Origin of the sequence: Mesorhizobium sp. ISC25 (genome assembly GCF_042295465.1) — a bacterium.
Classification (GTDB): domain Bacteria; phylum Pseudomonadota; class Alphaproteobacteria; order Rhizobiales; family Rhizobiaceae; genus Mesorhizobium.
Map to the genome: position 1 here is coordinate 2,716,370 of NZ_CP135441.1, position 26,240 is coordinate 2,742,609.

Sequence of the window (26,240 nt, forward strand, 5' to 3'; positions counted from 1 at the left end):
TGCATCATTACTAATTTAACAAAATGATCATGGTACGTTCCCTTAGTCGCCAGTGCGATCGGGCCTAGACTCGATTCCGTGCGTAAACGAGTGAGTAGCAAGGGGGCGGCTAAAGTTCATTCGTCCGATGGAGCCCAAGCTGGTCTCAAGCCACCCGAGGGTGAACACTGGATCACGAGATCAAGCGCGAGGGCTTAAGCCAATTCGCGGCCCCTCGCGGTTGGTGCCCTCGGGGGAGACTCGACCTGATAGCTTCGAGGAGCTTGGCCTCGTCCGACCCCGTCTCCTGAAAGGCTTCAGAAGGCCGTTACCAAGCAGTTGAGGGATCAAAACTGACGCCCGTCGGGGATGGATGAACCAACGGCAGGCAAAGAGCGTAAAATTTGAGACCGGCGTCGGCTCTGCTGCCTCGCGCGAAGGATCGAACCAGCAAGACTTTGTGTGATGGGAAGAAACAAGGCCGGCTGGCCTAACCTAGAGTATCCGTCTTGGTCAAGGACTCGATGGGGCCCATTTTCGGTCGTCGCTGATTAGAGTGTTTGCGAGGACGATGAGCTTTCGCATGATAGCGGTAATGGCGACTTTTGGTGGTTTGCCGCCGGCTCTGAGGCTTTCGTATTTTACCTTGAGTGGTTCGTTGAAGCGGGTGGCGACGAGGGCCGGCATATAGAGTGCCTGCCTGAGGGTTTGCCGGCCGCCCTGGATGAAGCTCTTACCCTTCCATTGGCCGGATTGGCGATCAACCGGTGCGAGGCCTGCGAGACTTGCAGCCTGCTTGTTGGCAAGGGTTCCCAACTCCGGCATGTCAGCGACGAGGGCGAAGGCGGTCGCCTCGCCGAGCCCCGGAATGCTGATGAGAATGTCGAAGCGGCGGCTGAGATCAGCTTCGCTGGCGATCCGGATACGGCATTCGGCGTCGATCGCCGCGATCTGGGCGGCGATCTGTTTCAACCGTTGCTCGGCCTGGCGCTTCAAAAGCGGGATGGTCAACGACTTTTGTCGGTTCAATGTGGCGGTGCGGTCCTTGATCAGCGCTCGCCGGGTGGCGACCAGTTCGCAAAGCGTATCAAGGGTCTCGTTGCGGATCGGTCGGATCTGCGGCGTCATCAGCGCTCCGAAGCGAGCCAGCATAGCGGCGTCGATCCGGTCGGTCTTGGACAACTGGCCGGCGGCCTTTGCGAAGGCGCGCGTGTGCTGCGGGTTCATCTTGACCAATGGCAGGCCCTTGGCACCCAAGGTGCGCTCGAGCAGCCGGTGGTAGGCGCCGGTTGCTTCATAGACGATACGGGTGGGCGTCAGTTGCGCCAGCCAGCGGATCAGCTCGCGCAGGCCATTAGCGTCGTTGGCATATCGCCGCTCCGTCCCTTCCGGCAGGAGATGGACGTCTAGGCGATCTTTCGAGATGTCGATTCCGAGCGTGCGTGCTATGATTGCGGTCATCTTTTCCGTCCCGTGCTTGTCATCCGGGCCTGGAAACCCGGCTATCCGTTCAGGCCTCATGGAAAAGAGAGGGGCGATCATCCTCTAGCTCGGTCCATCACGACCGGCGGTTCATCGATCCCACCCCTCCCGCCGCCTGCGGGTGGTGAAGGCCCGCAGGCGGCAACCCACTTTGGCCTCGAAACAACCGAAAGTCATAAGACAAGCGGTTCAGCTTTTGATAGAATCGCCGAGCCGTTCTATCTCTTTGTTTTGACGCAATTCCAAACGGAAAACCGTTTCACACGTTTCCTGGAATTGCTCTAGCGCCAAGCGGAGCAGGAAAAACATGACCCTGACCAATCGAGACATTGTCGAGCTGACGGCATGGCGCCGCAGGCTGCACCAGCATCCGGAAATCTCGAATGAGGAAGAGAAAACCGCGAGCGAGGTTGTCGATTTCCTCGCCGACACAGCGCCGGACAAGGTGCTGACCGGGTTGGGCGGCCACGGTGTGGCGGCGGTATATGAAAGCGGCAAAGCCGGTCCGACAGTCCTGTTCCGGTCGGAACTCGATGCGCTGCCGATTTATGAGCTTTCAGGCGTTTCTCATTCGTCGCTCGTACCGGGAAAGTCGCATATGTGCGGCCATGACGGACATACCGCGATCCTCGCCGCACTTGGCCGCCAGTTCGGGCGCGAAAGACCGGCCCGCGGCCGCGTCGTGCTGATGTTCCAGCCGGCGGAAGAGACCGGCAATGGCGCGGCCGGCGTCATCGCCGATCCGCGCTTTTCCGAGATCGCGCCGGATTTGGCCTTCTCGCTGCACAATTTGCCCGGTGTGCCGTTCGGCGAGGTGCGTATCAAACCCGGCGTGGTCAACTGTGCTTCACGCGGGATGCGAATATTGCTGGAGGGCAAGACCGCGCATTCGTCGATGCCCGAAACGGGTGTCTCGCCAATGATGGCGGTCAGCCAGCTGATGCCGGCACTGCCCGCGCTCGGGCGCGGAAGCTTCGCTGACGACGATTTCAGTATGGCGACCGTCACCCATGCCCTGATGGGCGAAGCCGTGTTCGGCATTGCGCCGGGAAATGCGGAAGTGTGGGCGACGCTGCGCACAAGGCGCGATGAGCGCATGGCGGACCTGTGCGCCGCTGCGGAAGCGCTGGCGGAAAAGATTGCTGGAGAGCATCGTCTTTCGGCCCGCTACGACTATCACGAGATCTTCGTTGCCAGCGTCAACGCGCCGGATGCCGTGGAACATCTGCAGCGCGCGCTCGACGAAGAAGGTGTGCCACGCACAGAGGAAGCCCTGCCAATGCGCGCTTCGGAAGATTTTGGCCTGTTCGGCCATCGGGCAGCGTCCGCCATGTTCTTCCTCGGCGCCGGCGAGCGGTATCCTGCGCTGCACAACCCCGACTATGACTTTCCAGACGACCTGATCCCGATCGGATCCAGAATATTCATGCGCACGGCTCGCAACCTTCTGGGCTGATTGGCTCCGGGGCTGGCCGCCTATTTGAGCAAAAGCTCGATCTCAGGCGGGATATTAATGACGTCGCCCGGTTCGTCATCGGTTCCACCAATGACTGGGGCGTTCACTCCCACGACCCCGGCACTCGGCATGTTCCCTTACCTCAACGATCGTTCGTTCGTCTGAGTTCGTTTCTGCGAGTGCGCCAGTCTGCCCAATCAACCGGCTCTGAGTTGACGACCCTTAAATCGGCTGGAGTAAACAGCTCTGTGAAGAGCACCAGGTTTTGACATGGCCAGCGTGCACTCGGCGCCAAGATGCCGTCGAAGCCGAGAAAGGCGGCTGCATCACCGATCTCCTGCGTTCGTTCGTAGCTCAGCGATCCATAGGTTTCGGGCGAGACTCCGAGGGCTTCCAATGCAGCAAGATCGGCTATCCTCAGCGTTCGTTGGGTGCGGACCAAAATCCGGTGAAGAACCGACCGAACTTTCGAGGGAAAGACAGGTTGCCGACTGAGGTGGAAGTGGATCTCTTCTAGGGCGCCTTCGCGCTCGAGCGAGGTGGAAAGGACATCGAAGGTGCCCGGATCCCATCGAGCGCGAGACGGATAGCCCTCCAAAGGCTCCCGCTCTTCCCGCACAATGCGCCACACTTCACCTTCAAACGAAACGCCGTCATGAGCGTCGAGCGCGTCGAGCAGATCCGGATCGCGCGCTCGCCGCTCCACCCGAAAATCTCAGACGTATGCGCCGGCGTCGAGCCGCTCAATTACAGCCAGAACTTCCTGCGTCCGGTCCGCATTGATGAGATCTATGGCACGCTCATTGTTGAGGAGCGGATGACGCGAATGCAGCCAAAGCCGCGTTTCGTCGGCTGTGTAAAAATCCGACAGGCGCTCGACGACGTAGCGCAAATCCGCGATGACCGTCTGGGTCCGCAGATTTGGGGAACCGTTACCATGAGACCACCGCGAGACGGTCGCCGTCGACACGTCAACGATGTTGGCTATGTCCTTGCCCTGAAGTCCACCGCGTGAGCGCAGATCATCCAGAATTCTCACCACCGCTGTGCTCATGACATTACCCTTGAAGCAGCTCTGGGCGCCGTTGTCTGCCGGCGCGGCGGAACCAGTGCACCTGATTGGCCCGATCGAAATTCTTGCCCATCGGGCAAACACTCCAGGCCAATAATTACAGATTGATTTCACGAATGTCAATCTGTGGAACCAATTCGTAACGGCTGAGTTCGCTGGTCGCCGCCGCAGATCGCGCTATACGCAACGCCCAAATCACCTTCGCTTGCCGTCGGGACACCCGCAACTGGAAACGATGGCGGGCGTTTCTGTGACGAACGGGCTATAAGGCTATCTGTGGCAGCGAGCCTGGTTGAGGAAAGCCCAACCGTCATGAAGCCAATGACCGAAGAGCATCTCGCGGTGCTACGCAGGCACATGGTTGAGATGATTGCAATCTATACCGACCTTGCAAGCGAAGAACTTGGCAAGGCGGCGCTCGATCAGCGGGTGATGGCAGCGATGCGCCGAGTGCCGCGGCATCTCTTCGTGCCGGCCTCGGTTGCGACTTATGCCTACCAGGACACTCCCCTGCCGATCGGCTTTGACAAAACCGTCTCGCAGCCTTTCATCGTCGCTCTCATGACCGATCTCCTCGCGCCGCAACCTCACGAGGCGGTACTCGAGGTCGGCACCGGCCTGGGCTACCAAACCGCAATTCTGGCCGAGCTCGCCGGGCACGTTTGGAGCGTCGAAATCATCGAGGAATTCGCAAGCCATGCGGAGGCTCTCCTGCAAGGCCTCGGCTTATCCAATGTCGGCATTCGTGTCGGAGACGGGTCTCGCGGCTGGCCCGAGCACGCCCCATTCGACAAGATCCTGGTCACGGCGGCGGCTGAGCGGACACCGCCGGCTTTACTGAAGCAGCTCAAGCCGGGGGGACGCCTGGTTCTGCCTTTGGGACCTGAAGAAACACAGTTTCTGACTGTCATCGACAAGGATGCTTCAGGGCAACTCGAGACGCGGCAGCTTATCCCAGTTAGGTTCAGCCGGCTCGAAACGGGCTAATGAAAGGTGCAGACAGCCGCGGCGGGTGGTTCCCATCGTCACCCTAGCCAATTACCCGGCCATCCTCGTCGGTGACCCATTAGCTTTCAAAGCGGCCATCAGCATCGGCCCGACCGAAAACTTCCCTGACGGCACCTTCGATGACGACGCCCGCGGTCACGTATTTCCACAGCGCCACGAGCAGCTTCCTTGCAAGGGCGACGATGGTTGTCTTTTTGAGGCGCAAGCTTGCGCGGCGCTTTCAAACTTTTCCACTGCAAATTTCGCCCGTTCTCAATTTTTTGCCTTCATTTCTCACGACTCAATTAGCATCCTCTGATGGAACGTCGTCACGCCCTCCGAAGAGTCACGAACGGGTTTTGGGAAGTCTATGATATAGATGACGACGAGGTTGTCTTCACAGACGGGGTAGCTCTGACAAATTTGCAGGGGGAAGAGGCACTCGACGCCCTGGAGTTACTAAAGAGCGGATTCCTGATCCCGAGCAAGCGAAAGTATTCCCCATTCTGACCCGGCGGTGAACTGCTGTCCGACAAGGTGCAGCATGGAATTCTCGCGCATTTCAGATGCGCGACAATTCATGTCGGCCCTCAGGTGGCAAGGTTTCGCGCAAGGCCGGGCGGAGCCCGTTATCTTCGGAGATCGCGACAGCCAACGACCACTCGGATGCATTCTAGCGCTGCTAGGGGCCTTCGTGATGTGAGCTTCACCTGAGCAAGTCTTGCTAGACTTCTGCTAGGCCATTTCAGGGGACTTGGAAGCGGCGCCTATTGCCTGTGGACGTTGCGACACAGCAGCGATTGGGGCACATTCCAGGCCATGTGCAATCTCTACAACATCACGACCAGCCAGGAGGCAATTCGCCAGTGGACACGCGCCTTGCGCGATATCCTCGGCAATCTCGAACCCTCCGTCGACATCTATCCCAATCAGCCAGGCCCGGTGGTGCGCAATGCGCCGGACGGCGAACGCGAACTGGCCAATCTGCTGTGGGGCATGCCGACGCCGCTAGAGCGGGTGAAGGGCAAGGCCGACTACGGCACCACCAATATCCGCAATCCGCAATATGGCCATTGGCAGCAATATCTCGGCATCGAGAACCGCTGCGTTGTGCCCGTCACCAGCTTCGCCGAACCCAGCCCGACGCCCGGCGACAAGGACCCAGAGACCGGCATCCAGCGCAACTACTGGTTTGCACTCGGCGAGGACCGCCCGCTGTTCTTCTTTGCCGGCCTGTGGACGCATTGGCAGGGCATTCGCAAGGTCAAGGACGGCGCCGCCGATCACCAGGTCTATGGCTTCATGACGACCCAGCCCAACGCGCTGATCGCGCCGATCCACGACAAGGCAATGCCGGTGATCCTGACCACACCGGAAGAAACCGAGACCTGGCTGACCGCGCCATGGTCGGAGGCAAGGCACCTGCAGCGCACGGCGCCCGATGATGCGCTGGTGATCGTCGAAAAACCGGCGACGCAGATCAAGTTTCCGCAGCAGGCACCGGCGCAAGGCTCATTGTTTTAGCGCTTGAATTTCTGCAGCACCCAGATGTAGCCCTTGGGCGGATGATCCTGGTCGATGAACTGCGTCTTCACCGTCGTGTCCTTGCGGCTGCATCGCTTGCACCTGAATCTGATGGCTTCCAGCGGCTTGTTCCAGCCCACCACCTGGGCCACGTCATTCGCCCTGAAGCGCCCGACGTGGTAGCAGTGGCCGCATTCCACGATAAGCAGCATGTTGGCCTTGGCGGCACGCCCAACGCTGTCCATCGGCCCGGCCATGGCTCATTTCCGGGTCGAGTAATCCTCGGGGAGGGGAAGCAGGCCAAGCTCCGCCATCCGATAATCGGGCTCCTTCTCCGCGACGCTGGCCAGCACCTCGTGCAATTTCTCGACAAGCCCGCAAAGCTGCCAGAACAGCTCGCCATGCGCCTTCAGATGCAGCTGCGACGACTGCACCGTCCGGCGCAGGCTCAAAGGGTCCCTGATGATCGCCTCCGCATCCCTCGCCGACAGCCGGTCGAACCGGCTTTTTCGTCTGCCCATCGCGGCTCTCCTCGATTTGTGAGCAACCGCCCCGCCTACTGACAAATAGGAAGGCATTCCTCGCAGAGTCAATTCGCTCTTGACATTTTTGTTCCTGTTTTGTTCAATTTCAACAGGAACGATCGGAGGCACCGCCATGGACCACATCGTGACGCTAGACAGCCGCCAGGAGGCTGCGCTGCAGGCCATCGCCGACAGGTTCATTGCATTGCATAAGGGCGATGCGGTGAAGGCGCTGAAGGAGATGATTGTGCTGAATGGGCATTTGCAGGAGCGGCTTGACGGACTCTCGGCTCCGCGTCGGGCAAACATTAGGAGGAACGACAATGGGCATTATTCGCCTGGACGCTGAAGCGAAAGCCGAACTCCATTCCGAAGCGGTCAAACTCATCGCCCGATACGACAGCCCCCTTGAGACCGTAAAGGCGCTCATGGCGTATAATTGCGAGCTTGAGAGTCAAATTCTGGCTCTCGCTCACCGGCACCCTGGACTGGTAGCGTTCGGTTACGACGACACGCTGCCAATCTTGGGATGAGCCATGAACGTCGGAACGACCGCCATGCCGCCCGACGGGCATGGTGATGACGGCGAGTGACTCAGGATCTTCGAGATGAATGAACACGGACGATTCGCGACAAATATGACAACCAGGGCAGCCGAGCCAGCCGGCGCCGATAGCTCGCTTGTTAGCAGCACGACGGGGTCGAGTTGACCATGCAGGATCTTATCAGCTTTTTGGAAACCAACTCCGCGCTGATGCTGGCCAACCCAGCCGCCTTTGCCAGTTTTGCCGTCCTTTTCGGAGGAGGCGGATTTGCCATCGGCCGCTATTTGTTTACCGAGCGTCTCGCCAATCTGGAAAGCCGCATTGCAAGACGTGATGAGGAAATCACTGAGCTAAAGACTGGGAAGAAAATGCAAGATGACGAGCCGGCCATGGTGCCTATAGTCGGCACTGCTGCAATAGGTCCAATCAGTCGAAGCGACTCTGGAGCTCTGGCCATCGGACGAGCCCAACGCACCGACCCGGCAACGGCAAATGAAGGACGACGAGCATACTAAGGCCAGCCATCCTCTCTCTCCAAAAAGCGCCGAAACTTGTTGTGTCCTTATTGCCTTTAGACCCGCTGATAGCCGCGGCCTTGGCCAATCACCAGCCAACTGAGCAGCAGAAGGCCGGATGCCATGCACCGAGTGATACCAATGACACGCCGGTCTGTTGCTGAAGATCTCGAAAGCGCAGCTGAGCGCATAGCCGACACGTCTCGCGCAGATTTGCAGATCCTCCTGCGTCGCGCTGCTTTGATGCTCCGAAACGTCGGTGGCGTGCCGCTGGAGCCCGCGACGGCAGATGCACTCGATTCCGTAGCAGCCGAGATGAAAATCGGCAGGCCAGACCTTATTCAGATCATTTTGCGAGAATGGCTGGAAACCAATGCCTATTTGCCGGTTCGGGCGATCGACGAGGAAAGCGACACGGACGGGAGCGCGTAACTACCCTCAGCTAAACTCGGGGTCCAATCGCTGACAGATTTTCCGTGTCTTTCGAAGTGTCCTGTTCAAAGCGAAGTGGAACGCGCAAGCTCTCACCCCGCTGCCGTTCCAGTCCACATAGGAGGCGAAAACGCGATCGAGGCTTTCAGGCTTGGTCCAGTCCTTGGTCCAGCGAGGTTGCTATTGCCTTCGGACGTCAACTTAACTTTTGGCCGTGCGCGGGGCGGATCCGTATCCCCGTTGGCCGCTGGCCGTGCAAGGTTGCCCGCCGGTGGCGCCGCCACCACGGACCCGGCGCTCGAAAAGGAAGTCACGCCCAGTTCAAGACAATGCTAAGCCGGGCCGGGTGACAGTTCCGCATCCCAAGCGAGACATCCCGATCGGCACTCTCAAAAGTATCGAAAAACAATCCGGCGTGAAGCTGAGGTAGAGAAATGCGCAACTACATCGGACTGATCCACAAGCAAGCGGACAGCGACTTCGGCGTCTCCTTTCCCGATTTTGCGGGCCTGGTGACGGCTGGCGTCAGCCTGGATGATGCCCGCGCCATGGCCGAGGAAGCACTGGCCTTTCATGTCGAGGGGTTGGCCGAGGACGGCGAGGCCATTCCCGAGCCGTCGTCCCTCGAGGAAGTGATGTCGGACGAGGACAATCTGAGCGGGGTCGCCATCCTGGTTCCCTTGAAAGCCGAAGCGGCGAAAGTCGTGCGCGTCAATGTCACCATTCCCGAAGATGTTCTCGACCAGATCGACCAGTATGCGGAGCGCCACGGCTACAGCCGATCCGGATTTTTGACTGCGGCGGCGAAAAAGGTGATGCAGATCGAGGCAGCGTAGCCCCTCCAAGGATTAGGCTTGGGATGGACTTGAAAGCTGGGCCTTCAGAAGAAAACAACCATGTCTCATTTCGTGAGGCACGATGCCTATGTTCCGCCGCAAATGCGACCGCACTTGGTAAAATCAGCCTGCGTATTAGTTCATAGGCTTCAACGGAGTACCAGACGATGACCATATCAAAAGCCATTGCCGCCATGCTCGTAACCGCCGCGCTGGCAGGCTGCGCGCAGACCGAAGCTCAGCAGAGAACCAGCACCGGTGCGCTGCTCGGCGCCGGCGCCGGCGCGCTTGCCGGCCAGGCGATCGGCGGCAACACCAAGAGCACGGTCATCGGTGCCGGAGCCGGCGCCTTGCTGGGCGCCGTCGTCGGCAACGCCACCGCCCCGCAGCCGCGCGGCGAACAGCTTTGCCGCTATCAGGATCGCAACAGCGGCCGTATCTACACCGCGCCCTGCGACGACCGCTATTACAACGGCGATTATTGACCATTAACGCTTATCCCCGTCACTATTACAGGGAGATCGCCCCACCGGGGGTGAGGGGCAGCGCAAAGTTCTGAAATGCTGGCACCGCCCTCACCTGTCTGTCGGCATATCTCTCTGATCGAAGCTGTCGATTGGCGCCTCGTCGAGCACCGCGAGCGCCATGTTGTCGATGTCGAGCGGGATGAGGGCCATGGCTCAGGCCTCCGTCTGCCTCGTGGGTCGGGGATAACGGGGCATGGCGCCTCCACGGCAAAAAGCCGCTTCAAGGCGGCCGGGGACTTTTTGTGATTTGTGGCCTGGGCGAACCGTCGCACGTTTCGTGCATGGAGCCGTCACGGCGCCAACGCCCGTCTGCGTGACCGGTCTTTTTCCATTACAGGGAGGAAGAAGGCAATGCTTCGGTTATTGCAGTTTCACGACACCGCCGCGCAACGCGGCGATGTCTTGCCTGAATTGTGTCAGCCGATGCGTGCGCTGGTCGAGATCCCTGTTTCGGCTGACTTGGCAAAGGCGCTTGGTTTCATCCTTCCGGCACCTCCCGCCATAGCCAGGCCCTTGTCCAGGGCATCCTGAAGAGTTGGTGTGTAGTAGGCGGTGTTTTCCAGACCGCTGAAGAAGTTTATGCGATGAACTTCCCCCTTCTTGCTCATGACAATGCCCGCTTTTCGGAGCACTTCCTGAACTGTTTTGTACTTCACGTTCATAGTTACCTCCCTTACCGAGACAGGCAGCATCGCCCTTTCTTGTAACTGTTTAGTGCCGTCGATTGGCCAAAGTGCAACATGAATGTTGTAGCAACCCGCAAAATTCAAATCACTCTGACGCAGCGCAGCGGTGAACTTGGGATTCGCCACAGTGCCCGACCCGGCGTCCCGAAGGGCGGGACGTCTGACGCCTGCCCCTTCGCCCGATCACGCCTCGGTCGTCATCAGCGCGATGCACGTTATGTGCTTCAGGCTCGACACCGTGCGGTCCCAGTTTGCCGCCAGTGCTAGCTCGGCATCGGTGGCGAATTCGCTGAACCCAACGATTGGGACGCGCGGTTCAGCGAAATGCTGGTGGCGGCGCTCGCCATCAAGATGGCGCATTGCTTGACCTACAAGGCCAGCATGATTGACGTCGCCCTCAGCCCCAATGACAGAGCGCTGGTGCAGATCGAACCCGTCTGGCGGCTGGTCATGGACCGGGCTTGACCGCCTCGAGCGCCGGGCTCCGCCCAAAGCGCTGCACCACGAAACGGCCCATCTTCTGGCCGGGCACTTCGATCAGCGTGTAGGTGGTCCAGGACAGCAGGCACACAACCGGCAACACGACGGCAACAACGATCGCAAAGCGCAGCGGTGCCGACAGCTCGTGGCCGAACTGGGTGATGACCAGAGCCGCAACCGGCTGGAGAACCAGCAGATGGATCAGATAGATGCTGAAGGAAAGCTCACCCATCAGATGGAAGAACCTGTTGGCGAGCGTCATGGCGATCTTTCTGGCCACGATGCCCGCTATTCCCGGCAGCATCCGGTAGAGGACCAGGGCAAAGAAACCCACCACGAGCGCTTCGCGCATCAAAAACTTGCCAGGCCCGTAGCCGCCGCCGAAGGGCAGCGCGGCCAGAGCCATGGCCAATGCCAGATACATGAAAGGCCGCTTCTGCCTTTGATGGACGACGCCCGCCAGCAGCATCCCACACAGGAAAATCTGCATCTTCAGCGGCAGGAACGACGGCATCGGAAAGTGCACCGATAATTGTCCCATCAAGAACACGATCGCGCTGCCGACCGCCGCGACAAGGATGCCGCTCCATATCCAGTCAAGCCTGCGCACCAGCAGCATGACGGCCGGGAAGAGTGCGTAGAACTGCATCTCCAGCCCCAGGCTCCAGTCCGGCAGCGGCGTGCGATAGGCGAAATTCGGCACCAGGCCGAACAGGAACAGCAGATGGGCGCCGATATTCTTCACGCCGCTGTCGAGATAACGCTCGGGCGCTTGCGGCGACCGCAGCAGGAACTCGTCGATGACCATCCTGGACTGGTAGAGATAAGGGCCGAGCGCCAGGGCAGCGAACAGCATGAAGTAGAACAGCGGCGCTATCCTGAAGTAGCGGCGGCTCCAGAATTTCAGCCAGGTTTCCGGCCTTTGCCAGGGTTCCTTGTCCTGGCGCAGCTGGTAGTGGAACACCATCAGGAAGCCGGACAGCATGATGAACAGATCGACGCCGAGATCTGGTTCGACAAGAATAGGAATCTGCCAGCCGGTCAACAGCAGGCAGTGCCCAATGAGTACCCAGATCGCGGCGAGCGCCCGAAGCCCGTCCAGGCACTCGATGCGCGATGACCGGCCTTCCGTCATGCCGAACTCCTCGATGGCCATGTTGCAATGCAGCATGGCGGCTGACGGAGGAATGTCAACCGTGCCGAGGGAACACGATTTGCGCTGGGTTGTTACGCAAAAACGCTCAAGGCCATGATTTGCATGCGGCCGCGCATTTGTATGGCTGACTGCCATCATCTATAATGACGATTAGGTTCGGTCACAGAACGAGTTAATCCGAGCTGCTCTTGAACGGCGTGCCGCGCCAAAGCGTCGATGAGACGTTGAGCCGGACGCCAATTGCCCCGCTGAAAGGCAATCGTGCCGGTCAACCGCATCAATGATCAATTCCGTGTCTGCTTTCGGTGGGTAGCTGGGGCGGCAGAGGATGTAGAAATCACCGACTATCACTAAGGATATCGCGACTGTCGATGCCCTTGGCAAACAACCTAAGCAAACCAACCTATCGCTCACTGCCAGGAGCTTAACAATGTTGAACCTCGACACCCCGATCCATCCGGGAGAAATCCTTCGCCAGGAATATCTCGCACCGCTTGGCCTGAAGCCCTATACGCTGGCGAAGAAGCTGCATGTACCGCGCACCCGCATTGAGCGCTTGACGCACAAGGCGACCCCGGTCACTCTGGATACCGCTCTGCGCCTGGCCAAGTTCTTCGGCACCACACCGCAGTTCTGGATGAACATGCAGGCCAGCTATGACCTCGCCGTCCAAGGCCGAGCGGAGCAAGCCGAGATTGCTGAGATCGAACAGCTCAAAGTCGCGGGCTGAACAGTTTTGCGGTCGCGACACCCGACTGGAGACGAAGCGGTCTGGAGCCGGCATGGCGGCCAACTGGCGAGGCCGCATCTTAGGCACAATATTCGCCTTCCGGTCTGCAGCAGCCGTGAATGTCATCGGTCAATCCAGCGCGCGCAGATAGCGGATGGGGCGCCCACCAGCAATCCGGTCGGCGGCTGTCGCTATCGAATTGGCGTCGATTCCGAAGTGCCGGTAAAGATCACCGATTGTCCCCGACTGGCCGAAGTGCTCGACGCCGAGACTACGCGTGCGGTGGCCGTAGACTGAGCCCAGCCAGCCGAGTGCCGCTGGGTGGCCGTCTGCGACGGTGACGATCGCACAATGGGCTGGAAGGTCGGCGAACAGCCGTTCGACATGGCTTCTGGCATGAACAAGGCCGCGCTCACGTGCGCGGCTTGCCGCAGTCCAGCCTGCGTTCAACCGGTCGGCCGAGGTCACCGCCAAAAGACCGACGTCGCGACGATCCTCGGCCATCATACCGACCGCCTCGATGGCTTCCGGCGCGACGGCGCCTGTATAGGCGACGATCACCTCGGCATTCGGACCCGGGGGCCGCAGCCAATAGCCGCCATCGACAATATCCTGCTCGACGTCCTGCGTCATGGTTCGAATGATCTGCGCAACCGGGCGCGTCGAGAGCCGCAGATAGACCGAGCCGCCGGTCTCGTCGCGCAGCCAGGTGCGCTCCGACTGCACGGCGTCGCCGTCGCGCTGCATGTAATCCAGTGCAAAACGCGTGATGACGCTCAACTCATCGACGAATGCCGGCTCGTAGGCGGCAAGCCCGTCCTGCGCCATGCCGATCAACTGGGTGGCGATCGACTGATGCGCGCCACCCTCCGGCGCCAGCGTGACGCCCGAGGGGGTGGCTGCAAGGAGAAAGCGCGCATCCTGGTAGCAGGCATAGTTGAGCGCATCGAGACCGCGCTGGATGAACGGATCGTAGAGCGTGCCGATCGGCAACAGCCGTTTGCCGAAGACCGAATGCGACAACCCGAGGGCCGAAAGCAGGATGAACAGATTGTTCTCGGCAATGCCGAGCTCGATGTGCTGGCCGGAGGGGCCGAATTCCCATTTCTGCACCGAGGCTATGCGTTCACTGCGGAACGTGTCGGCGAGCGAGCGACGCGCAAACAGGCCGCGCCGGTTGACCCAGGGTCCGAGATTGGTGGAAACGGTGACATCGGGCGATGTCGTGACGATCGCGTCGGCAAGCGGCCCGCCGGCCCGTGCAATTTCATCCAGGATCCTGCCGAAGCCGACCTGGGTGGAAACGCTGCCCCTGGCTTCCGGGCCGAGACGATCGGGGACGAGTATCCGTTGGGCGTGCCGGCGGCGTCGGCCTTTCGCGGCAAAAGGCACCGCATCGAGGAAATGTCGGAGATCAACCTTGCCGATTTCCAGGCCTTCGAAGGCATCCCACTCCCGCCCCTCGCCGATCGACATCGCAGCACGAAATAGTGCCATCTGATCCTTGGTCATCAGCCCGGCGTGATTGTCTTTGTGGCCGGCGAGCGGCAGGCCGAAACCCTTGATGGTATAGGCGATGAAGCAGGTAGGCCGGTCGTTGCCGCGCGCCCTCTCGAAAGCTTCGATCAGGCACTGCAGGTCGTGGCCGCCGAGATTTGTCATCAGCGCGGCGAGTTCGGCATCGGACCGCCGGTCGAGAAGCGATTTCAGGACCGGCCTTTCGCCCATGTCGGCAAGCAGCCGCTTGCGCCATGCGCCGCCGCCCTGATAGGTCAGCGCCGAATAAAGCTGGTTCGGGCAGGCGTCGATCCAGGCCTTCAGCGCCTCGCCGCCCGGCTCGGCGAAGGCGGCCTCGAGCATCGAACCATATTTCAGGATGACCACATCCCAGCCGAAATTCCTGAAGATGCTTTCGAAGCGTTCCCAAAGTCCTTCGCGCACAACGGCATCGAGGCTCTGGCGATTGTAGTCAACGATCCACCAGCAATTGCGCAGGCCGTGTTTCCAGCCTTCCAGCAGCGCCTCGAAGATGTTGCCTTCATCCATCTCAGCATCGCCGAGCAGCGCGACCATGCGGCCCTCGGGCATGTTTTGGTCGCGAGCGCCGAGATAATCCTGCACAAGGGAGGCAAACAGCGTCTGCGCGACGCCGAGACCTACGGAGCCGGTGGAGAAATCGACGTCGTCGACATCCTTGGTCCGCGACGGATAACTTTGCGCGCCACCGAAGGCGCGAAATCCTTCGAGCTGCTCCCTCGTCTGATTGGCCAGAAGATACTGGATGGCGTGAAACACCGGCGAGGCGTGGGGCTTCACTGCGATGCGGTCGTCCGGCCTCAGCACTAAGAAATATAGCGCGGTCATGATCGTCACCAGCGACGCCGAGGACGCCTGGTGTCCGCCAACCTTCAGCCCGTCGGCGTTCTCGCGCAGGTGATTGGCGTTATGGATCATCCATGTCGACAGCCAGAGCACCTTCTTCTCCAGCGCCGAAAGTGCCTCCAGTTTTTGTTTGTCCATGCTGCAAGACTCCCGGTTGCGATCGTCGCAATCATAGGGCTGAGCAAAAACCGATTGTCGCTAAACTTGCATGAGATTGGCAGCTGCGTTAGCTGCTTTCGGCAATATCGACCAATGGAGTAACGTTCCATGCCAAAACGGCGACTGGACGATATCGACCGAAAGATCATTGCCGCGCTGCAGGTCGATGGCAGGATGACGGCGCAGCAGCTTGCCGAGCGGGTCGGCCTTTCGGCCTCGCCCTGCGCCCGCCGGGTCCGCCTGATGGAGGATATGGGGGTGATCACCGGCTATGCCGCCCTGATCGACCAGGACATGGTTGATCTGCCGATCTCGGTGTTTGCCTCGATCAAGCTGGAGCGCCAGCGCGAGAACGAGCTGAAGCGGTTCAACGCGGCGATCGCACGCTGGCCGGAGGTGGTCGATTGCTATCTGATGACTGGCCAGCGCGATTATCTGCTGCGTGTGGTGGTGCGCGACTTGCACGCCTATGAGCGCTTCCTGAAGGAAAAGCTGACGCGGCTCGATGGGGTCTCCTCGATAGAGTCCAGCTTCGCGCTTGCGCAGATCAAGCGGTCGAACCGGCTGCCGGTCGGGACATGATTTTTTCCAAACATTGGCAAGTCAATCGCCCAAGTCATGGTGAATTCAGCCTACCACAACTGGCTCCAGAAACGCGCCACGAGACGTTGTGTACGGCCTCGATGCTTCGTCTGGCGGCGCCGGCCTGGATACTCAGCCACCTCACCGTACCTGTAGCCACGTGTCCCTGGAACATGACGCCATCGCCGAAATCCTCGATGCGGTCACACCTACCGAGTGCCACAACCACATCGAAAACGCTGGGTACAGCTCAACCTAAATGCGAACTGCTCAAGCCGGACCATCAGCCTGGCAGCCGTCCTCGCACTGGGCTCCGACGAATGATGCGGAACACACGAGTCATCTCTTGATGGCTGCACGCGGCATTGTTCATGACAAGGCCAAAGATGTCATCGAACTACAGACTGGGTCGGAGGATTTCGCGGAAATGCTGCGCATTGTGCCTCGGCCACGGCGGCAACGCCCCGCTCCACAATGCTGGCTTCGTGCTGGATGATGAAATTTTGCCGATTTGCGCAAGCCTCTTCGCACGGCTCGTAGAAGAACGGGACGACAATATGTATGCTATAGTGCCTCCGAATTGACACTTGCCACCATCGAAGTCGGCGCCCTCGACCCAATTCAAGAGCAGCACTACGAGACAGCAGCTCTGAGACAAAGCCAAACTTCCTCGAACGTGAGCCGCAGTGCTCAGCGCGGCAGTGAATATCAAGTTCTATCATGCCGTGAAAGCAACTTCGCTGCGCCCTGCTGCCGAGCAGCGTCTAGCGCCGCATAACCCTGCTCCCGAGATTCCTGATCGCTTGCCGGACAGGCTGGAAGCCCGCAATACGGTGCTGCCTCCGTAAAAACTGGTCCTGATTGAGACAACTTTACCGGCTCAAGAAACGAACCCTCAACAGGCAGTCTCTACATCAGGTTAAGCTAAAAGGGGGGGTGTTATGCGGGTAACCGAGCTGACCGAACGATTTTGGCGTGCAGAACGCGGCAACCTCGCCGTGGTGTTTGCATTGGTTTTGCCAGTCGTGCTTTTGGGCGTCGGAGTGGCGATAGACTTTGCGCGCTTGAGTCGAACCGCTCAACAGTTGCAGGAGGGAGCTGACGCCACGGCCCTTCAGTTGGCCGTGGCAAACGCGAACAGCAGCGACATGACGTCGGAGGAGCGTCAGGCGAACGTTGATACTTTCGCCAGCCCCACCTTTGTGGCCACGCGAAGTCCCTATAGTGGTGACGCCCACCAGACGGTTGGATCGACCAATCCCACAATCGTGACGGTTGTATTGCACCAACCGCAGGAGTTGGCCTTCTCGGCAATCCTTGGCCTCGATAGACTTGATATCAGCCGAAGCGCAACCGCGATTGCCTATCCTCGATACCCTGTCTGTCTTCTCGTGTTAGATCAGTCCGCCTCGAAAGCTTGGTCGAATTCGGGGACTTCATCGATAAATGGCCAGAAGTGCGTTGCGCAGGTGAATTCAAGATCGGGGTCTGCGCTGGCCACGAATGGCTCATCGTCGGTCAGGACATTGGTGACGTCAGTCGTCGGCCCCTCCGGGCCGTCTCCCGGCTTCAACCCTCAACCGCTTTTCAATCAGAAAGAGCTGGCAGATCCCATTATCTCCCGACTGGTCTGGCCAACAGACAATGTCTGCACCTACAATAATCTGGTGATCAAAAACGCCACCGCAAATCTCACTCCCGGCACTTTTTGTGGAGGGCTCACTCTATCGGTCGGAGCGGTGGTCAATCTTGCCGCGGGAACATATGTTATCAGGACGGGAGGGCTTTCGCTCTCCTCCGGCGCGGTTCTCAATGCAGCTGAAGGTACTACCATCGTTCTACTCGATGATCAGGCAACCACCACAATGCAGGCCGGCGCCAAGCTACGCCTTACGGCGCCGACCAGCGGCCCGTGGATGGGGATCGTGCTAGCTCAAAAACCCCAAAGCATGGAGAGAACCTCGACGCTCATTGGCGGAGGCGATACAGATCTAGGCGGCATAGTCTATCTGCCGTCACAAAAACTTTTTCTTACAGGTGGCGGTGCATTGTCGACCGACAGTAAGCCTCGCATCTTTGTCGTCAACCGGATCGAGATGAACGGCAATGGGTCAATTTATCTTGCTGGCGCAAGTGACTTGTTGACGACGAATTCTGCTACCAGACTGATGAATTGAACTTGCTGACACCGGGACGAGGAGGTTCGTTGCGGGCGACGCCGGCGTAAGGAGTCGGCGATGTGTGCCAGGCAGCATGTTCGTTCGAGGCGTGACGCCCAACGACGGCCCGCGGTCAGGCCAGCCGCTTGACTGGCGTTTCGGCCCAAAGCACTGGCTCCGAAATGCGGTAGAATTGTCGCGTCGCGGCCAAGGCGGACGGGCCGACGTCGACCATCACGCCGATGATGGTCATGTCATCGCACTTGGATGAAGGCCCAAGCTGCCTTGGGCACCAGCCGATCGATGCCAAGCGGTCGAACCAGTAATCCTCACAGACAATCGTCAGATTGCTTATGCCTCTTTGAATGCAGAATTCCAGAATTCCGCAGTAGATCACGCCGGCGGCCTGGCAGGGTCGGCCGGGCTCGCGAAAATCCCGGGCCACGAAAAATCTCGTCCACTCATAGATATCGGCTCGGCGCGGAACGCCACCTTCGGCAAGTTGCGGAAAGATTTCGCTCATCAGATGCGGTCTGAGGCTCGGCACCAGGCGGGATCCGGCAACGACACCCCTTCCCGGCTGGATGCCGAGCAGATGAATCGCTTCTGGTGTATCAAAGGGATCGATCTCGCGACTGTCGGGGCGCCTCAGCTCGTGCCAGCCACGTTCATCGACATAAATTTCATGTCGCAGGCGGAAGTAACTGTCGAGATCCCTTCGATAGGCAAAGCTGTTTGACGCGTCGACGACGTGGATCTGAATCATTGCGGTTCCTCGAGATGGAACCCCATCCGACCACGCGACGATTGCCGATGAAATACCCAGATCTGAGGATGGATCAAAGTTCGATTTCGCGCCTGCGATAAGCCTCGACGATAGCGTGCACGACGTTGGCGGTGCTGAGCTTCTGCTTGATGTTGCGCAGATGGGTCGTCACGGTGTTTTCCGAAATACCAAGTATTCGGGAAACTTCCCATGCGGTCTTCCCGCCAGCGACCCACTGCAGGATTTCACGCTCCCGTTGGGAAAGCTTTTGTCTCGGCCGCCTGAGCGAGCTGCCAACGAGTCGTTCGGCAGCTGAGTAGGCATGGCGCGCAAGGGCATGAACGGTGCAGCGCACCGTCGGCGCCAAATCAATTTCGCGTCCCGCAACCGTTACACAGGCCGGATCGCCAAATGAAGCCTGGATTGGGATGCAGATCCCGTCCCAAAGCCCAAACTCTTTTGCCTCATCCATCACCTTCCTGGCATTGCTGTTCGTCAAGCCGTGATGGACGTCCCTCCAAAGGAACGGCCCGATCGCACCACGGCACAAAGCAACGCAAGGGTCATGGCGATAGTGTCCGGCAGCCATATAGTGGTCGTACCATTCCCCCGGCCAACCGTTGACAAGGATGTGTCCATCCAGCGATCCGGTGTCCTGGCGTGGCAATTCGGTGACGAGACAGGCTGCATAGCCGTGACGTTCGATGCTCTTGCGCAGTTGCCGAATGATTTCGGCGACGCTGCTTGCACGATCAATCAGCGAGGTTGCTTCAAAGATTTGCGTTAGCTGGTGCTGTAAAACGCTCCCATGAACCGCCGACATTTCACGCCCTTCAATGTACTGAGACAAAGAAAGAATAAATAAGTTAGGCCCGACCGCAACCTGCGGCATCACGTTTGACTACTATAGTGGTGGCACTAAAGGGCGCGTTCTGACTGCCTCGCCGCATGAGGCTGAGGTCGGTTTTTGCTCGCAATCTGAGGTTGCTTCGCCAAGGTACCGGCTTGTCGCAGGAACAGCTTGCGGACCTTGCCGGCCTTGATCGCAACTATGTCGGCAAGCTCGAGCGGGAGGAGAACTCACCGACCGTCGATACCTTGGAGGTACTGGCGTTAGCATTGCAGGTTGACGTGGAGCAGCTCATCCGTCGCAACGCGCCGTGATCCACCGGCCAGGAGGCCAAGGAAGGATTAGGATTTTCTGCTCCGTCGCGCACGCGGCGTCACGGCCAGGGCGTCTTTGCCTGGCCGTTTGGTCAATACCTCGATGTCGACGCTTAATGCAGTGGCAAGCTTTGCAAGCGACAGAAGCGTAGGATTGCGCCGGCCGGCCTCGAGACCACTCAGATAGGCGCGCGTGAACCCTGAACGGAACGACAGTTCCTCTTGAGAGAGGGCTTGTGCGCGCCGAATCCTCTGTACGTTCAGGCCGACAACCACCCGTAGGTCCATGAGGGCATGGTCGTCGCCGCGTACACTTTAGGACGACACACTATAGTGAACATTCGTCATTGACAGGCGTCGCCATTGCTGCTTTTCTCATCATATTGCGGAACGCCATTCCGAAATAAGGAACGCCAGTGACAGGAAATCTTTCGTTGGAACGTGGCCTTGCGGTTCTCAATGTCCTCAAGGAAGCGGACGAAGCGGTCGGGGTGCGCGAACTCGCCCGCCGGCTTGAGCAGAGTGCTCCCGCCGTGCAGCGAATTCTGAACACCCTGGCAGAGCAGGGCTATGTCGAGCAGTCGCCAGACTCGCGGCGCTACCGGCTCGGTCACTCCGTTCTGGCGCTGGCGCGGAAGGTCCTGGGCAGAGATCGCCTGGTTGGTTTGGCTGAAATCGAACTGCAGGCGCTGGCCGCCGAAGGTTGCTTCAACGCATTCCTCGGCATCAGGCGGGGCAATTGCGGTATTTATCTCCTGACCGTGCAAAGCAAGAGTCCGGTCGTCATTCGCTCGTCACCCGGCGAAACGTTCCCCTTGCACTCCACCGCGTTGGGCAAGGCACTCCTGATGGAGCTGAGCGGCGAAGCAGTCATTGGGATCCTTGGACGCGGTCCGCTGGAGCAGGTTGCCGTACGCACCGTCACGGACCCGCACAAGCTCGTGGCTCAGATCAGGGCGTCCGAGTCTGTCGGTTACACAACCTCCCTGGATGAGAACTTTACCGGGCTGATCGCGGTCGGCGCACCGCTTCGCGATGCATCGGGCACAATCATCGCTGCGATAAGTGTGGCCTACCCGCGGTCTGTGGGGCCGCATGTGGAGATCGCCGAGATTGGAGAGGCAGTAATGGCAGCTGCGGCACGCATCTCAGCCGGCCTCGGCTTTCCAGAAGCAAAACAGCCTCGGGATTCCCACCATGCTGCTTAACGAGGCCCGCCTGAAACAATACATCTCGGCAGCTGGGCTTGATGCCGTTATAGCCACGACGCCGGAAAACGTGACCTATATGAGCGGCTTCTGGGCTTTGCCGCAATGGATTCGTCGTGGCCCGCAGGCCTATGTGGTGTGGCCGGCTCCTGACAAGGGCACGCCTGAAATCATCGCCAGCACCAGTACCCTCGACCTCGTTGCCGATCAGGAAGTCTGGGTAAGCAAGGTGCGGCGCTACGGCGATTTTTACGCCGATGTCGGTTCCTCGACGGCCGTGGACCGCGCCAATGAACGACACCTCCAGCTTCGCGACCTGCCGAGGCATGGCGATGCCATTGCGGCTTTGATTGCCGCATTGGAAGAAGCCCAGCTCGGCCGTGGGCGGATCGGCATAGACGAGGCGGGGCTTGCGCCAGGATACCAGGAAACCCTCAGAGCCCATTTTCCCAATGCATCGTTCCTACCAGCCACCGCGCTGCTTCGCGAGGTTCGTGCCGTAAAGACGGCAGATGAAATCGAACGGCTCGGCCAAGTTGCCCAGATTGCCGAACGCTCTATTCAAGCAGCGCTCGCCGTTGCTCAGGAAGGCGTCACCGAAGCAGATCTGGCGCGCGCTTTTCACGTCAGGACGGTAGAGGAAGGCGCCCTGCCCGTCCTGGGATGCATCGGCTTTGGCGAGCGCAGCGCTCTCATGAACGTCCAGCCGTCTGACCGCAAGTTGCGCGCTGGAGAAATCATCCGCTTCGACGTCGGTGGCCGGTTTCGGCACTACCGCGCAGACATTGCCCGCATCGCCACGCTGGGCGAGCCGCCGCCGCAGGCGCATCGGCTTCAGCAGGCGCTGCTGCGCGGCGTTCAGCATGCCTGCGACATTATCCGGCCAGGCATGCCGGCGGCACAGCTCTTCGAGACGGTGGTGCGTGTGGTTCAGCGCGAAGGAATTGCCCACTACGAGCGCGATCACGTCGGCCATGGCATCGGCCTTGATGGTTATGATGCGCCGACGCTCTCGGCGCGCAGTACAGACGTCCTTGAAGAAGGAATGGTGCTGTGCATAGAGACCCCCTACTACGAAATCGGCCGCTGGGGACTCCAGGTGGAGGACATGGTGGTTGTTCGCCAGGGCGGCGTGGAGCGGCTGACGCAGACGCAAGCCGCGATCATCCAGGTGCCGTCATGAGTCGCGCGACAGGTTTTTCCTGTATTCGATGCGGTGCCTTGTTCCCGATCGATACCAAAATCGACTCACGCGGTTGCCCGATATGCTGCGCCGAAGCCCCAGCCAATCTTAAGGTCGTCTACGATCCATCCGGAGCTACATCGGCCGCTTCCGCAGCGCGTGCCGCGCTGCCCTCGCTCTGGCGCTATGCCGACATGCTTCCTTGTGGGCCCAGCGATGCAATCTCGCTGGGCGAGGGCCTGACCCCCCTGCTGAGCGCCGAGAGGCTGGGAAAGCAGCTCGGCGTCCCCAAGCTTCTTATCAAGGACGAGGGCGCAAACCCTACGTGGTCCCACAAGGACCGCTTCTCGACCGTGGCGGTGTCGATGGCACGTTTGAGTGGGGCGCGGGTCGTGGCGACTGCTTCGTCGGGCAACGCCGGGGCCTCACTTGCCGCCTATGCTGCACGGGCGGGCCTGAAGTGCGTCGTTGTCACATTCTCAGGCACCGCCGGCGCAATGTTGGCCCAGATCCGCAAATACGGCGCAAGCGTCGTATCCCTGGCCGACAAGTCCCATCGCTGGCCATTGCTTGCCGCTGGTACCGAGCGCCTCGGATGGTTTGCGACGTCCCCGTTTCACAGCCCCGTGGTCGGCAGTCATCCGGTCGGGATCGAGGGCTACAAGACCCTGGCTTACGAGATCGTCGAACAGATGCACGGATCCGTGCCGGACTGGTGCGCCTTGCCTGTTTGCTATGGCGACGCGCTTGCCGGGCTCTGGGCGGGATTCAAGGATCTTCTCAGCCGAGGCAAGATCGATCGGTTGCCGAGACTCGTGGCGGCGGAAGTGCACGGATCTTTGGCCAAAGCGCTTGCCGGCAAGGCCGACCTGGTCGCCGAGGTTCCCGCGGGTTTCGACACGCTTGCCATCTCGATCGGCACCACACGAAGCACGTTTCAGGCGCTCAATGCGCTGCGTGAATCCGGCGGCATGGCGATGCCGGTCGGCAACTTCGGCCTGATAGACATGCAGCAGCAGCTTGCGGCCACCGAGGGAGTATTTGCCGAGCTTGCCTCGGTGACGCCATTTGCAGCGATTGAATCCTTGAGACGCGAGGGCACGATCGCGCGGTCGGACAGCGTCGTTGCCATCGTGACAGCGAGCGGCCTCAAGGATTTGGATAGTTCGACCGGCCCGGACCAAGCACAACAATCATTTCGGTCAGTTGTCGACGCGTGGAAAAACCTTGCCGAGGACTGCGACTATTTCACGCCCTCTCACGAACAACGCGCGACCAAGATGTGCTGAAGAGAAGATAGAGACGATCATGAACAGATGCGACTTCTGATCGATTGATGATCTCGTCCACCACTGGACGGTATTGCGACTTCCAAAAGCTATCCACGAGAGGCAAATCAACTCGCTTGGCGAGCGGACATCGATTCAAACATGATGAAAGGGGAATTTTCGTGCTTCGTAAAACGCTCATCGGCTGGCTCGCAGCCATCGGTATCGCAATGGCAACTCAAACGATGGCTGAGGAAACGCTCAGAGTCGGCGTCACGCCAACCGGAGTGCCGTTCACGTTTGTCGACACCGCAACTCGAAAGCCGACTGGCGCGATGGTCGATCTGGCAAGTGCGATTGCCGCGAACCTTGGTACGACCGCCGACTTCCAGGTAAACGCTTTTCCAGCCCTGATCCCGGCATTGACGACCGACAAGATCAATCTGATTTCCGCCAGCATGTTCATAACCGACAAGCGCAAGCAGGTGATCGATTTCAGCACGCCGGTTTACGCTTATGGCGAGGCGATGTTTGTTGCTGCCGGCGACAGCAAGAACTACACGATCGAGGAGCTGAGGGGCGAGACTGTCGGGGCGCAGATCGGCTCGACCTACGCTGACGCTCTCGAAGCGCTTGGCGTCTTCGGCCAAGTCAAGCTCTACGACTCTATCGCTGACATGATGCGTGATGTGGTCCTGGGCCGCATCAAGGCCGGCTTTGGTGACGCCCCGATCGTCGCATATCAGCTTTCAAAGAACCCTGAACTCGGTGTTCGCCTCGTCGACGGCTATCGGCCGATGAAAAAAGGCGAAGTCGCGTTGGCGGTTGCCAAGGAAAATCCACTGCTTCTCGAAAAGGTGAATGCCTCCATCGCCAAGCTGAAGGAAAGCGGCGAATTAAGCCGAATATTTGCCAAATATGGCCTCTGAAACCATCCCGCATTGACCTCGAAGCAAGCGCCGGCTGGCAGGACCATAGGATCGCATCGAAATGACCGGCTGTGAGAGCCGGGGTACGTGCCAAGAGGAAGCCGGCCATGACCAAGTTCATCGCGCACGCAACGGAATATCTACCGCTTCTTCTTCAAGGCGTTTGGCTGACCGTCATGATAACCCTTCTTGCGCTCTGTCTTGCGACGGCGCTCGGCCTTGTCTGGGCGCTTTTCAGGACATCGGGGATACGCTGGCTCACCTTGCCGACGCGGCTTCTTGTCGACTTCGTGCGCGGCATACCACTGCTGGTGGTTCTCTTTTATATCTACTTTGTCGCGCCCGAGATCGGCATCAACCTGACTGCGCTCGGGGCTGGCACGATCGGGCTGGGCCTGGCTCACTCCTGCTATCTCGGGGAAACCTTCCGGGCGGGCATCGAGGCGGTCGACAAAGGTCAGGTCGAAGCGGCAAAATCGATCGGGATGAAGCGTGCGTTGATGATGCGCCGCGTCGTGCTGCCGCAGGCAGTCAAGATTATCCTGCCGCCTTACGCCAACAACATGATCATGCTGCTGAAGGACTCCTCGCTTGTGTCGGTGATTTCGGTTCAGGAGTTGACGATGCAGGGTAAGATGCTTGCGTCGTCCACATTCGACAACATGACAGTGTTTACCTTGGTTGCACTGCTTTACCTGTGCCTGACGGTTCCGCTGAACCTCTTTATGCGCAGAGTCGAGAGCTATCTTGGGGCGGCGGGATGATTACCTTCGAAGACGTGCACAAGTCCTTCGGCGCCCACGAAGTCCTCAAGGGGATCAACGCCGAGATCGCCAAGGGACAGGTCGTATGTTTGATCGGGCCCTCGGGTTCCGGCAAATCGACGCTTCTACGATGTGTGAACGGGCTTGAGACCTATCAGCGCGGTCGCATCAGCATCGACGGCACCGTAGTGGATGCCGCCTCGCCCCAGGTTCACGCCATCTGCACCCGCGTTTCCATGGTTTTCCAACGCTTCAACCTGTTTCCGCACCGCACCGCCCTGGAAAACGTCATGGAAGGGCCGCTTTACGTGCTGAAGGAAAATAGGAACCAGGTCCGCGAGCGGGCCATGGCATTGCTCAATCGCGTCGGCTTGGCCGACAAGACGAATGCCTATCCCGCGTCATTGTCGGGCGGCCAACAGCAGCGCGTGGCCATCGCCCGCGCCCTGGCGATGCGCCCACAGGCCATTCTTTTCGACGAGCCCACCTCCGCACTTGACCCTGAAACGGTCGGCGAGGTCCTGCAGGTCATGCGCGCGCTCGCAGACGAGAACATGACGATGCTCGTGGTTACGCACGAAATTCAGTTCGCCCGCGAGGTTTCCGATAGCGTCCTCTTTCTCGACGGCGGCCGGATCGTTGAGCAAGGCCCGGCCAAGGAGCTCCTTCGACATCCGAAACACGAACGCACTAGAGATTTTCTTCACCGGGTCATGCACCCTGTCTGACTCCTGGCCGATGTCGC

At 59.6% G+C, this 26,240-nt stretch carries 32 protein-coding genes and 2 pseudogenes; 22 read left to right on the forward strand and 12 right to left on the reverse strand.

Going from position 1 to position 26,240, the window contains the following annotated elements; translation table 11 throughout:
• Positions 1-492: 492 nt before the first annotated feature.
• The gene (locus tag RQ479_RS13580; protein ID WP_376702159.1) at positions 493-1,440 is read right to left on the reverse strand and encodes an IS110 family transposase; all 948 of its coding nucleotides are present in this window, start codon (positions 1,438-1,440) and stop codon (positions 493-495) included.
• 328 nt (positions 1,441-1,768) lie between these two features.
• Between RQ479_RS13580 and RQ479_RS13585 the strand changes: the two genes are divergently transcribed.
• On the forward strand, positions 1,769-2,917 hold the full coding sequence (locus tag RQ479_RS13585) for an amidohydrolase (RefSeq protein WP_376705463.1): 1,149 nt from the start codon (positions 1,769-1,771) through the stop codon (positions 2,915-2,917).
• 142 nt (positions 2,918-3,059) lie between these two features.
• On the opposite strand, the gene RQ479_RS13590 is transcribed toward RQ479_RS13585, so the two are convergent.
• Complete coding sequence (locus tag RQ479_RS13590; protein ID WP_376705464.1) at positions 3,060-3,623, reverse strand: RES family NAD+ phosphorylase; 564 nt, start codon at positions 3,621-3,623, stop codon at positions 3,060-3,062.
• A 9-nt stretch (positions 3,624-3,632) separates the two neighbouring features.
• Positions 3,633-3,971, reverse strand: a complete 339-nt coding sequence (locus tag RQ479_RS13595) for a hypothetical protein (protein WP_352785429.1) — start codon at positions 3,969-3,971, stop codon at positions 3,633-3,635.
• A gap of 330 nt (positions 3,972-4,301) precedes the next feature.
• On the opposite strand from RQ479_RS13595, the gene RQ479_RS13600 reads away from it, so the two are divergent.
• The 3 genes from RQ479_RS13600 to RQ479_RS13610 all read left to right on the forward strand — a co-directional run bounded on the left by RQ479_RS13600 (position 4,302) and on the right by RQ479_RS13610 (position 6,500).
• Positions 4,302-4,976, forward strand: coding sequence for a protein-L-isoaspartate(D-aspartate) O-methyltransferase (locus tag RQ479_RS13600; RefSeq protein WP_376705465.1), 675 nt, complete (start codon positions 4,302-4,304; stop codon positions 4,974-4,976).
• Positions 4,977-5,001: 25 nt separating this feature from the next.
• On the forward strand, positions 5,002-5,295 hold the full coding sequence (locus RQ479_RS13605; protein WP_376706086.1) for a hypothetical protein: 294 nt from the start codon (positions 5,002-5,004) through the stop codon (positions 5,293-5,295).
• Positions 5,296-5,795: 500 nt separating this feature from the next.
• Positions 5,796-6,500 (forward strand): SOS response-associated peptidase, encoded by a 705-nt coding sequence (locus RQ479_RS13610; RefSeq protein WP_376705933.1) that lies wholly within the window; start codon positions 5,796-5,798, stop codon positions 6,498-6,500.
• Here the strand turns inward: RQ479_RS13610 and RQ479_RS13615 are convergent.
• Positions 6,497-6,757 carry a hypothetical protein gene (locus tag RQ479_RS13615; protein WP_023677293.1) on the reverse strand — a complete coding sequence of 87 codons (261 nt, stop codon included), beginning with the start codon at positions 6,755-6,757 and terminating at the stop codon, positions 6,497-6,499. The two genes, RQ479_RS13610 and RQ479_RS13615, sit on opposite strands and share 4 nt — an antisense overlap.
• Before the next feature lie 3 nt (positions 6,758-6,760).
• Positions 6,761-7,021 carry a hypothetical protein gene (locus tag RQ479_RS13620; RefSeq protein ID WP_376705466.1) on the reverse strand — a complete coding sequence of 87 codons (261 nt, stop codon included), beginning with the start codon at positions 7,019-7,021 and terminating at the stop codon, positions 6,761-6,763.
• A gap of 136 nt (positions 7,022-7,157) precedes the next feature.
• On the opposite strand from RQ479_RS13620, the gene RQ479_RS13625 reads away from it, so the two are divergent.
• The 7 genes and pseudogenes from RQ479_RS13625 to RQ479_RS13655 all read left to right on the forward strand — a co-directional run bounded on the left by RQ479_RS13625 (position 7,158) and on the right by RQ479_RS13655 (position 9,837).
• The gene (locus tag RQ479_RS13625) at positions 7,158-7,373 is read left to right on the forward strand and encodes a hypothetical protein (protein ID WP_376705467.1); all 216 of its coding nucleotides are present in this window, start codon (positions 7,158-7,160) and stop codon (positions 7,371-7,373) included.
• Positions 7,348-7,557 carry a hypothetical protein gene (locus RQ479_RS13630; RefSeq protein ID WP_376705468.1) on the forward strand — a complete coding sequence of 70 codons (210 nt, stop codon included), beginning with the start codon at positions 7,348-7,350 and terminating at the stop codon, positions 7,555-7,557. Before RQ479_RS13625 ends, RQ479_RS13630 begins: the two co-directional genes overlap by 26 nt.
• A gap of 179 nt (positions 7,558-7,736) precedes the next feature.
• Positions 7,737-8,084, forward strand: coding sequence for a hypothetical protein (locus RQ479_RS13635; protein ID WP_376705469.1), 348 nt, complete (start codon positions 7,737-7,739; stop codon positions 8,082-8,084).
• A 141-nt stretch (positions 8,085-8,225) separates the two neighbouring features.
• Complete coding sequence (locus RQ479_RS13640; RefSeq protein ID WP_376705470.1) at positions 8,226-8,516, forward strand: hypothetical protein; 291 nt, start codon at positions 8,226-8,228, stop codon at positions 8,514-8,516.
• A 296-nt stretch (positions 8,517-8,812) separates the two neighbouring features.
• A pseudogene (locus RQ479_RS13645) lies at positions 8,813-8,946 on the forward strand (type II toxin-antitoxin system HicA family toxin); the annotation flags it as partial.
• A gap of 4 nt (positions 8,947-8,950) precedes the next feature.
• The gene (locus RQ479_RS13650; RefSeq protein ID WP_376705471.1) at positions 8,951-9,352 is read left to right on the forward strand and encodes a type II toxin-antitoxin system HicB family antitoxin; all 402 of its coding nucleotides are present in this window, start codon (positions 8,951-8,953) and stop codon (positions 9,350-9,352) included.
• A gap of 167 nt (positions 9,353-9,519) precedes the next feature.
• Positions 9,520-9,837 carry a YMGG-like glycine zipper-containing protein gene (locus RQ479_RS13655; protein WP_376705472.1) on the forward strand — a complete coding sequence of 106 codons (318 nt, stop codon included), beginning with the start codon at positions 9,520-9,522 and terminating at the stop codon, positions 9,835-9,837.
• Positions 9,838-10,295: 458 nt separating this feature from the next.
• Here RQ479_RS13655 and RQ479_RS13660 read toward each other — a convergent pair whose 3' ends face one another.
• The 3 genes from RQ479_RS13660 to RQ479_RS13670 all read right to left on the reverse strand — a co-directional run bounded on the left by RQ479_RS13660 (position 10,296) and on the right by RQ479_RS13670 (position 12,180).
• On the reverse strand, positions 10,296-10,691 hold the full coding sequence (locus tag RQ479_RS13660; protein ID WP_376705473.1) for a hypothetical protein: 396 nt from the start codon (positions 10,689-10,691) through the stop codon (positions 10,296-10,298).
• Between the two features lie 57 nt (positions 10,692-10,748).
• Positions 10,749-10,925, reverse strand: coding sequence for a hypothetical protein (locus tag RQ479_RS13665; protein ID WP_376705474.1), 177 nt, complete (start codon positions 10,923-10,925; stop codon positions 10,749-10,751).
• Between the two features lie 88 nt (positions 10,926-11,013).
• Complete coding sequence (locus RQ479_RS13670) at positions 11,014-12,180, reverse strand: acyltransferase family protein (RefSeq protein ID WP_376705475.1); 1,167 nt, start codon at positions 12,178-12,180, stop codon at positions 11,014-11,016.
• Between the two features lie 294 nt (positions 12,181-12,474).
• On the opposite strand from RQ479_RS13670, the pseudogene RQ479_RS13675 reads away from it, so the two are divergent.
• Both RQ479_RS13675 and RQ479_RS13680 read left to right on the forward strand, forming a co-directional pair.
• Positions 12,475-12,555: pseudogene (locus tag RQ479_RS13675) on the forward strand (type II toxin-antitoxin system RelE/ParE family toxin); the annotation flags it as partial.
• Between the two features lie 76 nt (positions 12,556-12,631).
• The gene (locus RQ479_RS13680) at positions 12,632-12,931 is read left to right on the forward strand and encodes a HigA family addiction module antitoxin (RefSeq protein ID WP_376705476.1); all 300 of its coding nucleotides are present in this window, start codon (positions 12,632-12,634) and stop codon (positions 12,929-12,931) included.
• A gap of 129 nt (positions 12,932-13,060) precedes the next feature.
• Here the strand turns inward: RQ479_RS13680 and RQ479_RS13685 are convergent, their stop codons facing one another.
• A complete protein-coding gene (locus RQ479_RS13685) occupies positions 13,061-15,451 on the reverse strand; it encodes a 1-deoxy-D-xylulose-5-phosphate synthase N-terminal domain-containing protein (protein ID WP_376705477.1) in 2,391 nt (796 codons plus the stop codon).
• A gap of 129 nt (positions 15,452-15,580) precedes the next feature.
• Between RQ479_RS13685 and RQ479_RS13690 the strand changes: the two genes are divergently transcribed.
• Together RQ479_RS13690 and RQ479_RS13695 are read left to right on the forward strand one after the other, a co-directional pair.
• On the forward strand, positions 15,581-16,054 hold the full coding sequence (locus RQ479_RS13690; protein ID WP_376705478.1) for an Lrp/AsnC family transcriptional regulator: 474 nt from the start codon (positions 15,581-15,583) through the stop codon (positions 16,052-16,054).
• Between the two features lie 941 nt (positions 16,055-16,995).
• Complete coding sequence (locus tag RQ479_RS13695) at positions 16,996-18,231, forward strand: pilus assembly protein TadG-related protein (RefSeq protein WP_376705479.1); 1,236 nt, start codon at positions 16,996-16,998, stop codon at positions 18,229-18,231.
• A 115-nt stretch (positions 18,232-18,346) separates the two neighbouring features.
• Here the strand turns inward: RQ479_RS13695 and RQ479_RS13700 are convergent, their stop codons facing one another.
• Together RQ479_RS13700 and RQ479_RS13705 are read right to left on the reverse strand one after the other, a co-directional pair.
• Positions 18,347-18,979: an acyl-homoserine-lactone synthase gene (locus tag RQ479_RS13700; RefSeq protein WP_376705480.1), complete on the reverse strand. Its 633-nt coding sequence runs from the start codon at positions 18,977-18,979 to the stop codon at positions 18,347-18,349.
• Between the two features lie 73 nt (positions 18,980-19,052).
• Positions 19,053-19,871 carry an autoinducer binding domain-containing protein gene (locus RQ479_RS13705; RefSeq protein WP_376705481.1) on the reverse strand — a complete coding sequence of 273 codons (819 nt, stop codon included), beginning with the start codon at positions 19,869-19,871 and terminating at the stop codon, positions 19,053-19,055.
• 113 nt (positions 19,872-19,984) lie between these two features.
• Between RQ479_RS13705 and RQ479_RS13710 the strand changes: the two genes are divergently transcribed.
• A complete protein-coding gene (locus RQ479_RS13710) occupies positions 19,985-20,143 on the forward strand; it encodes a helix-turn-helix domain-containing protein (protein ID WP_376705482.1) in 159 nt (52 codons plus the stop codon).
• Between the two features lie 27 nt (positions 20,144-20,170).
• Here the strand turns inward: RQ479_RS13710 and RQ479_RS13715 are convergent, their stop codons facing one another.
• Positions 20,171-20,431 carry a helix-turn-helix domain-containing protein gene (locus RQ479_RS13715; protein ID WP_376705483.1) on the reverse strand — a complete coding sequence of 87 codons (261 nt, stop codon included), beginning with the start codon at positions 20,429-20,431 and terminating at the stop codon, positions 20,171-20,173.
• A gap of 146 nt (positions 20,432-20,577) precedes the next feature.
• Here RQ479_RS13715 and RQ479_RS13720 point away from each other — a divergent pair, with 146 nt between their 5' ends.
• The 6 genes from RQ479_RS13720 to RQ479_RS13745 all read left to right on the forward strand — a co-directional run bounded on the left by RQ479_RS13720 (position 20,578) and on the right by RQ479_RS13745 (position 26,223).
• Positions 20,578-21,351, forward strand: coding sequence for an IclR family transcriptional regulator (locus RQ479_RS13720; protein ID WP_376705484.1), 774 nt, complete (start codon positions 20,578-20,580; stop codon positions 21,349-21,351).
• A complete protein-coding gene (locus RQ479_RS13725; RefSeq protein ID WP_376705485.1) occupies positions 21,341-22,534 on the forward strand; it encodes a M24 family metallopeptidase in 1,194 nt (397 codons plus the stop codon). The genes RQ479_RS13720 and RQ479_RS13725 overlap by 11 nt, the downstream gene beginning before the upstream one ends.
• Positions 22,531-23,823, forward strand: coding sequence for a threonine synthase (locus RQ479_RS13730; protein ID WP_376705934.1), 1,293 nt, complete (start codon positions 22,531-22,533; stop codon positions 23,821-23,823). Before RQ479_RS13725 ends, RQ479_RS13730 begins: the two co-directional genes overlap by 4 nt.
• 47 nt (positions 23,824-23,870) lie before the next feature.
• Positions 23,871-24,731, forward strand: a complete 861-nt coding sequence (locus RQ479_RS13735) for an ABC transporter substrate-binding protein (protein WP_376705486.1) — start codon at positions 23,871-23,873, stop codon at positions 24,729-24,731.
• Between the two features lie 107 nt (positions 24,732-24,838).
• Entirely contained in the window at positions 24,839-25,495 is a 657-nt protein-coding gene (locus tag RQ479_RS13740) for an amino acid ABC transporter permease (RefSeq protein WP_376705487.1), read from the forward strand.
• Positions 25,492-26,223, forward strand: coding sequence for an amino acid ABC transporter ATP-binding protein (locus tag RQ479_RS13745; RefSeq protein WP_376705488.1), 732 nt, complete (start codon positions 25,492-25,494; stop codon positions 26,221-26,223). The genes RQ479_RS13740 and RQ479_RS13745 overlap by 4 nt, the downstream gene beginning before the upstream one ends.
• The last annotated feature ends 17 nt before the right edge of the window (positions 26,224-26,240 follow it).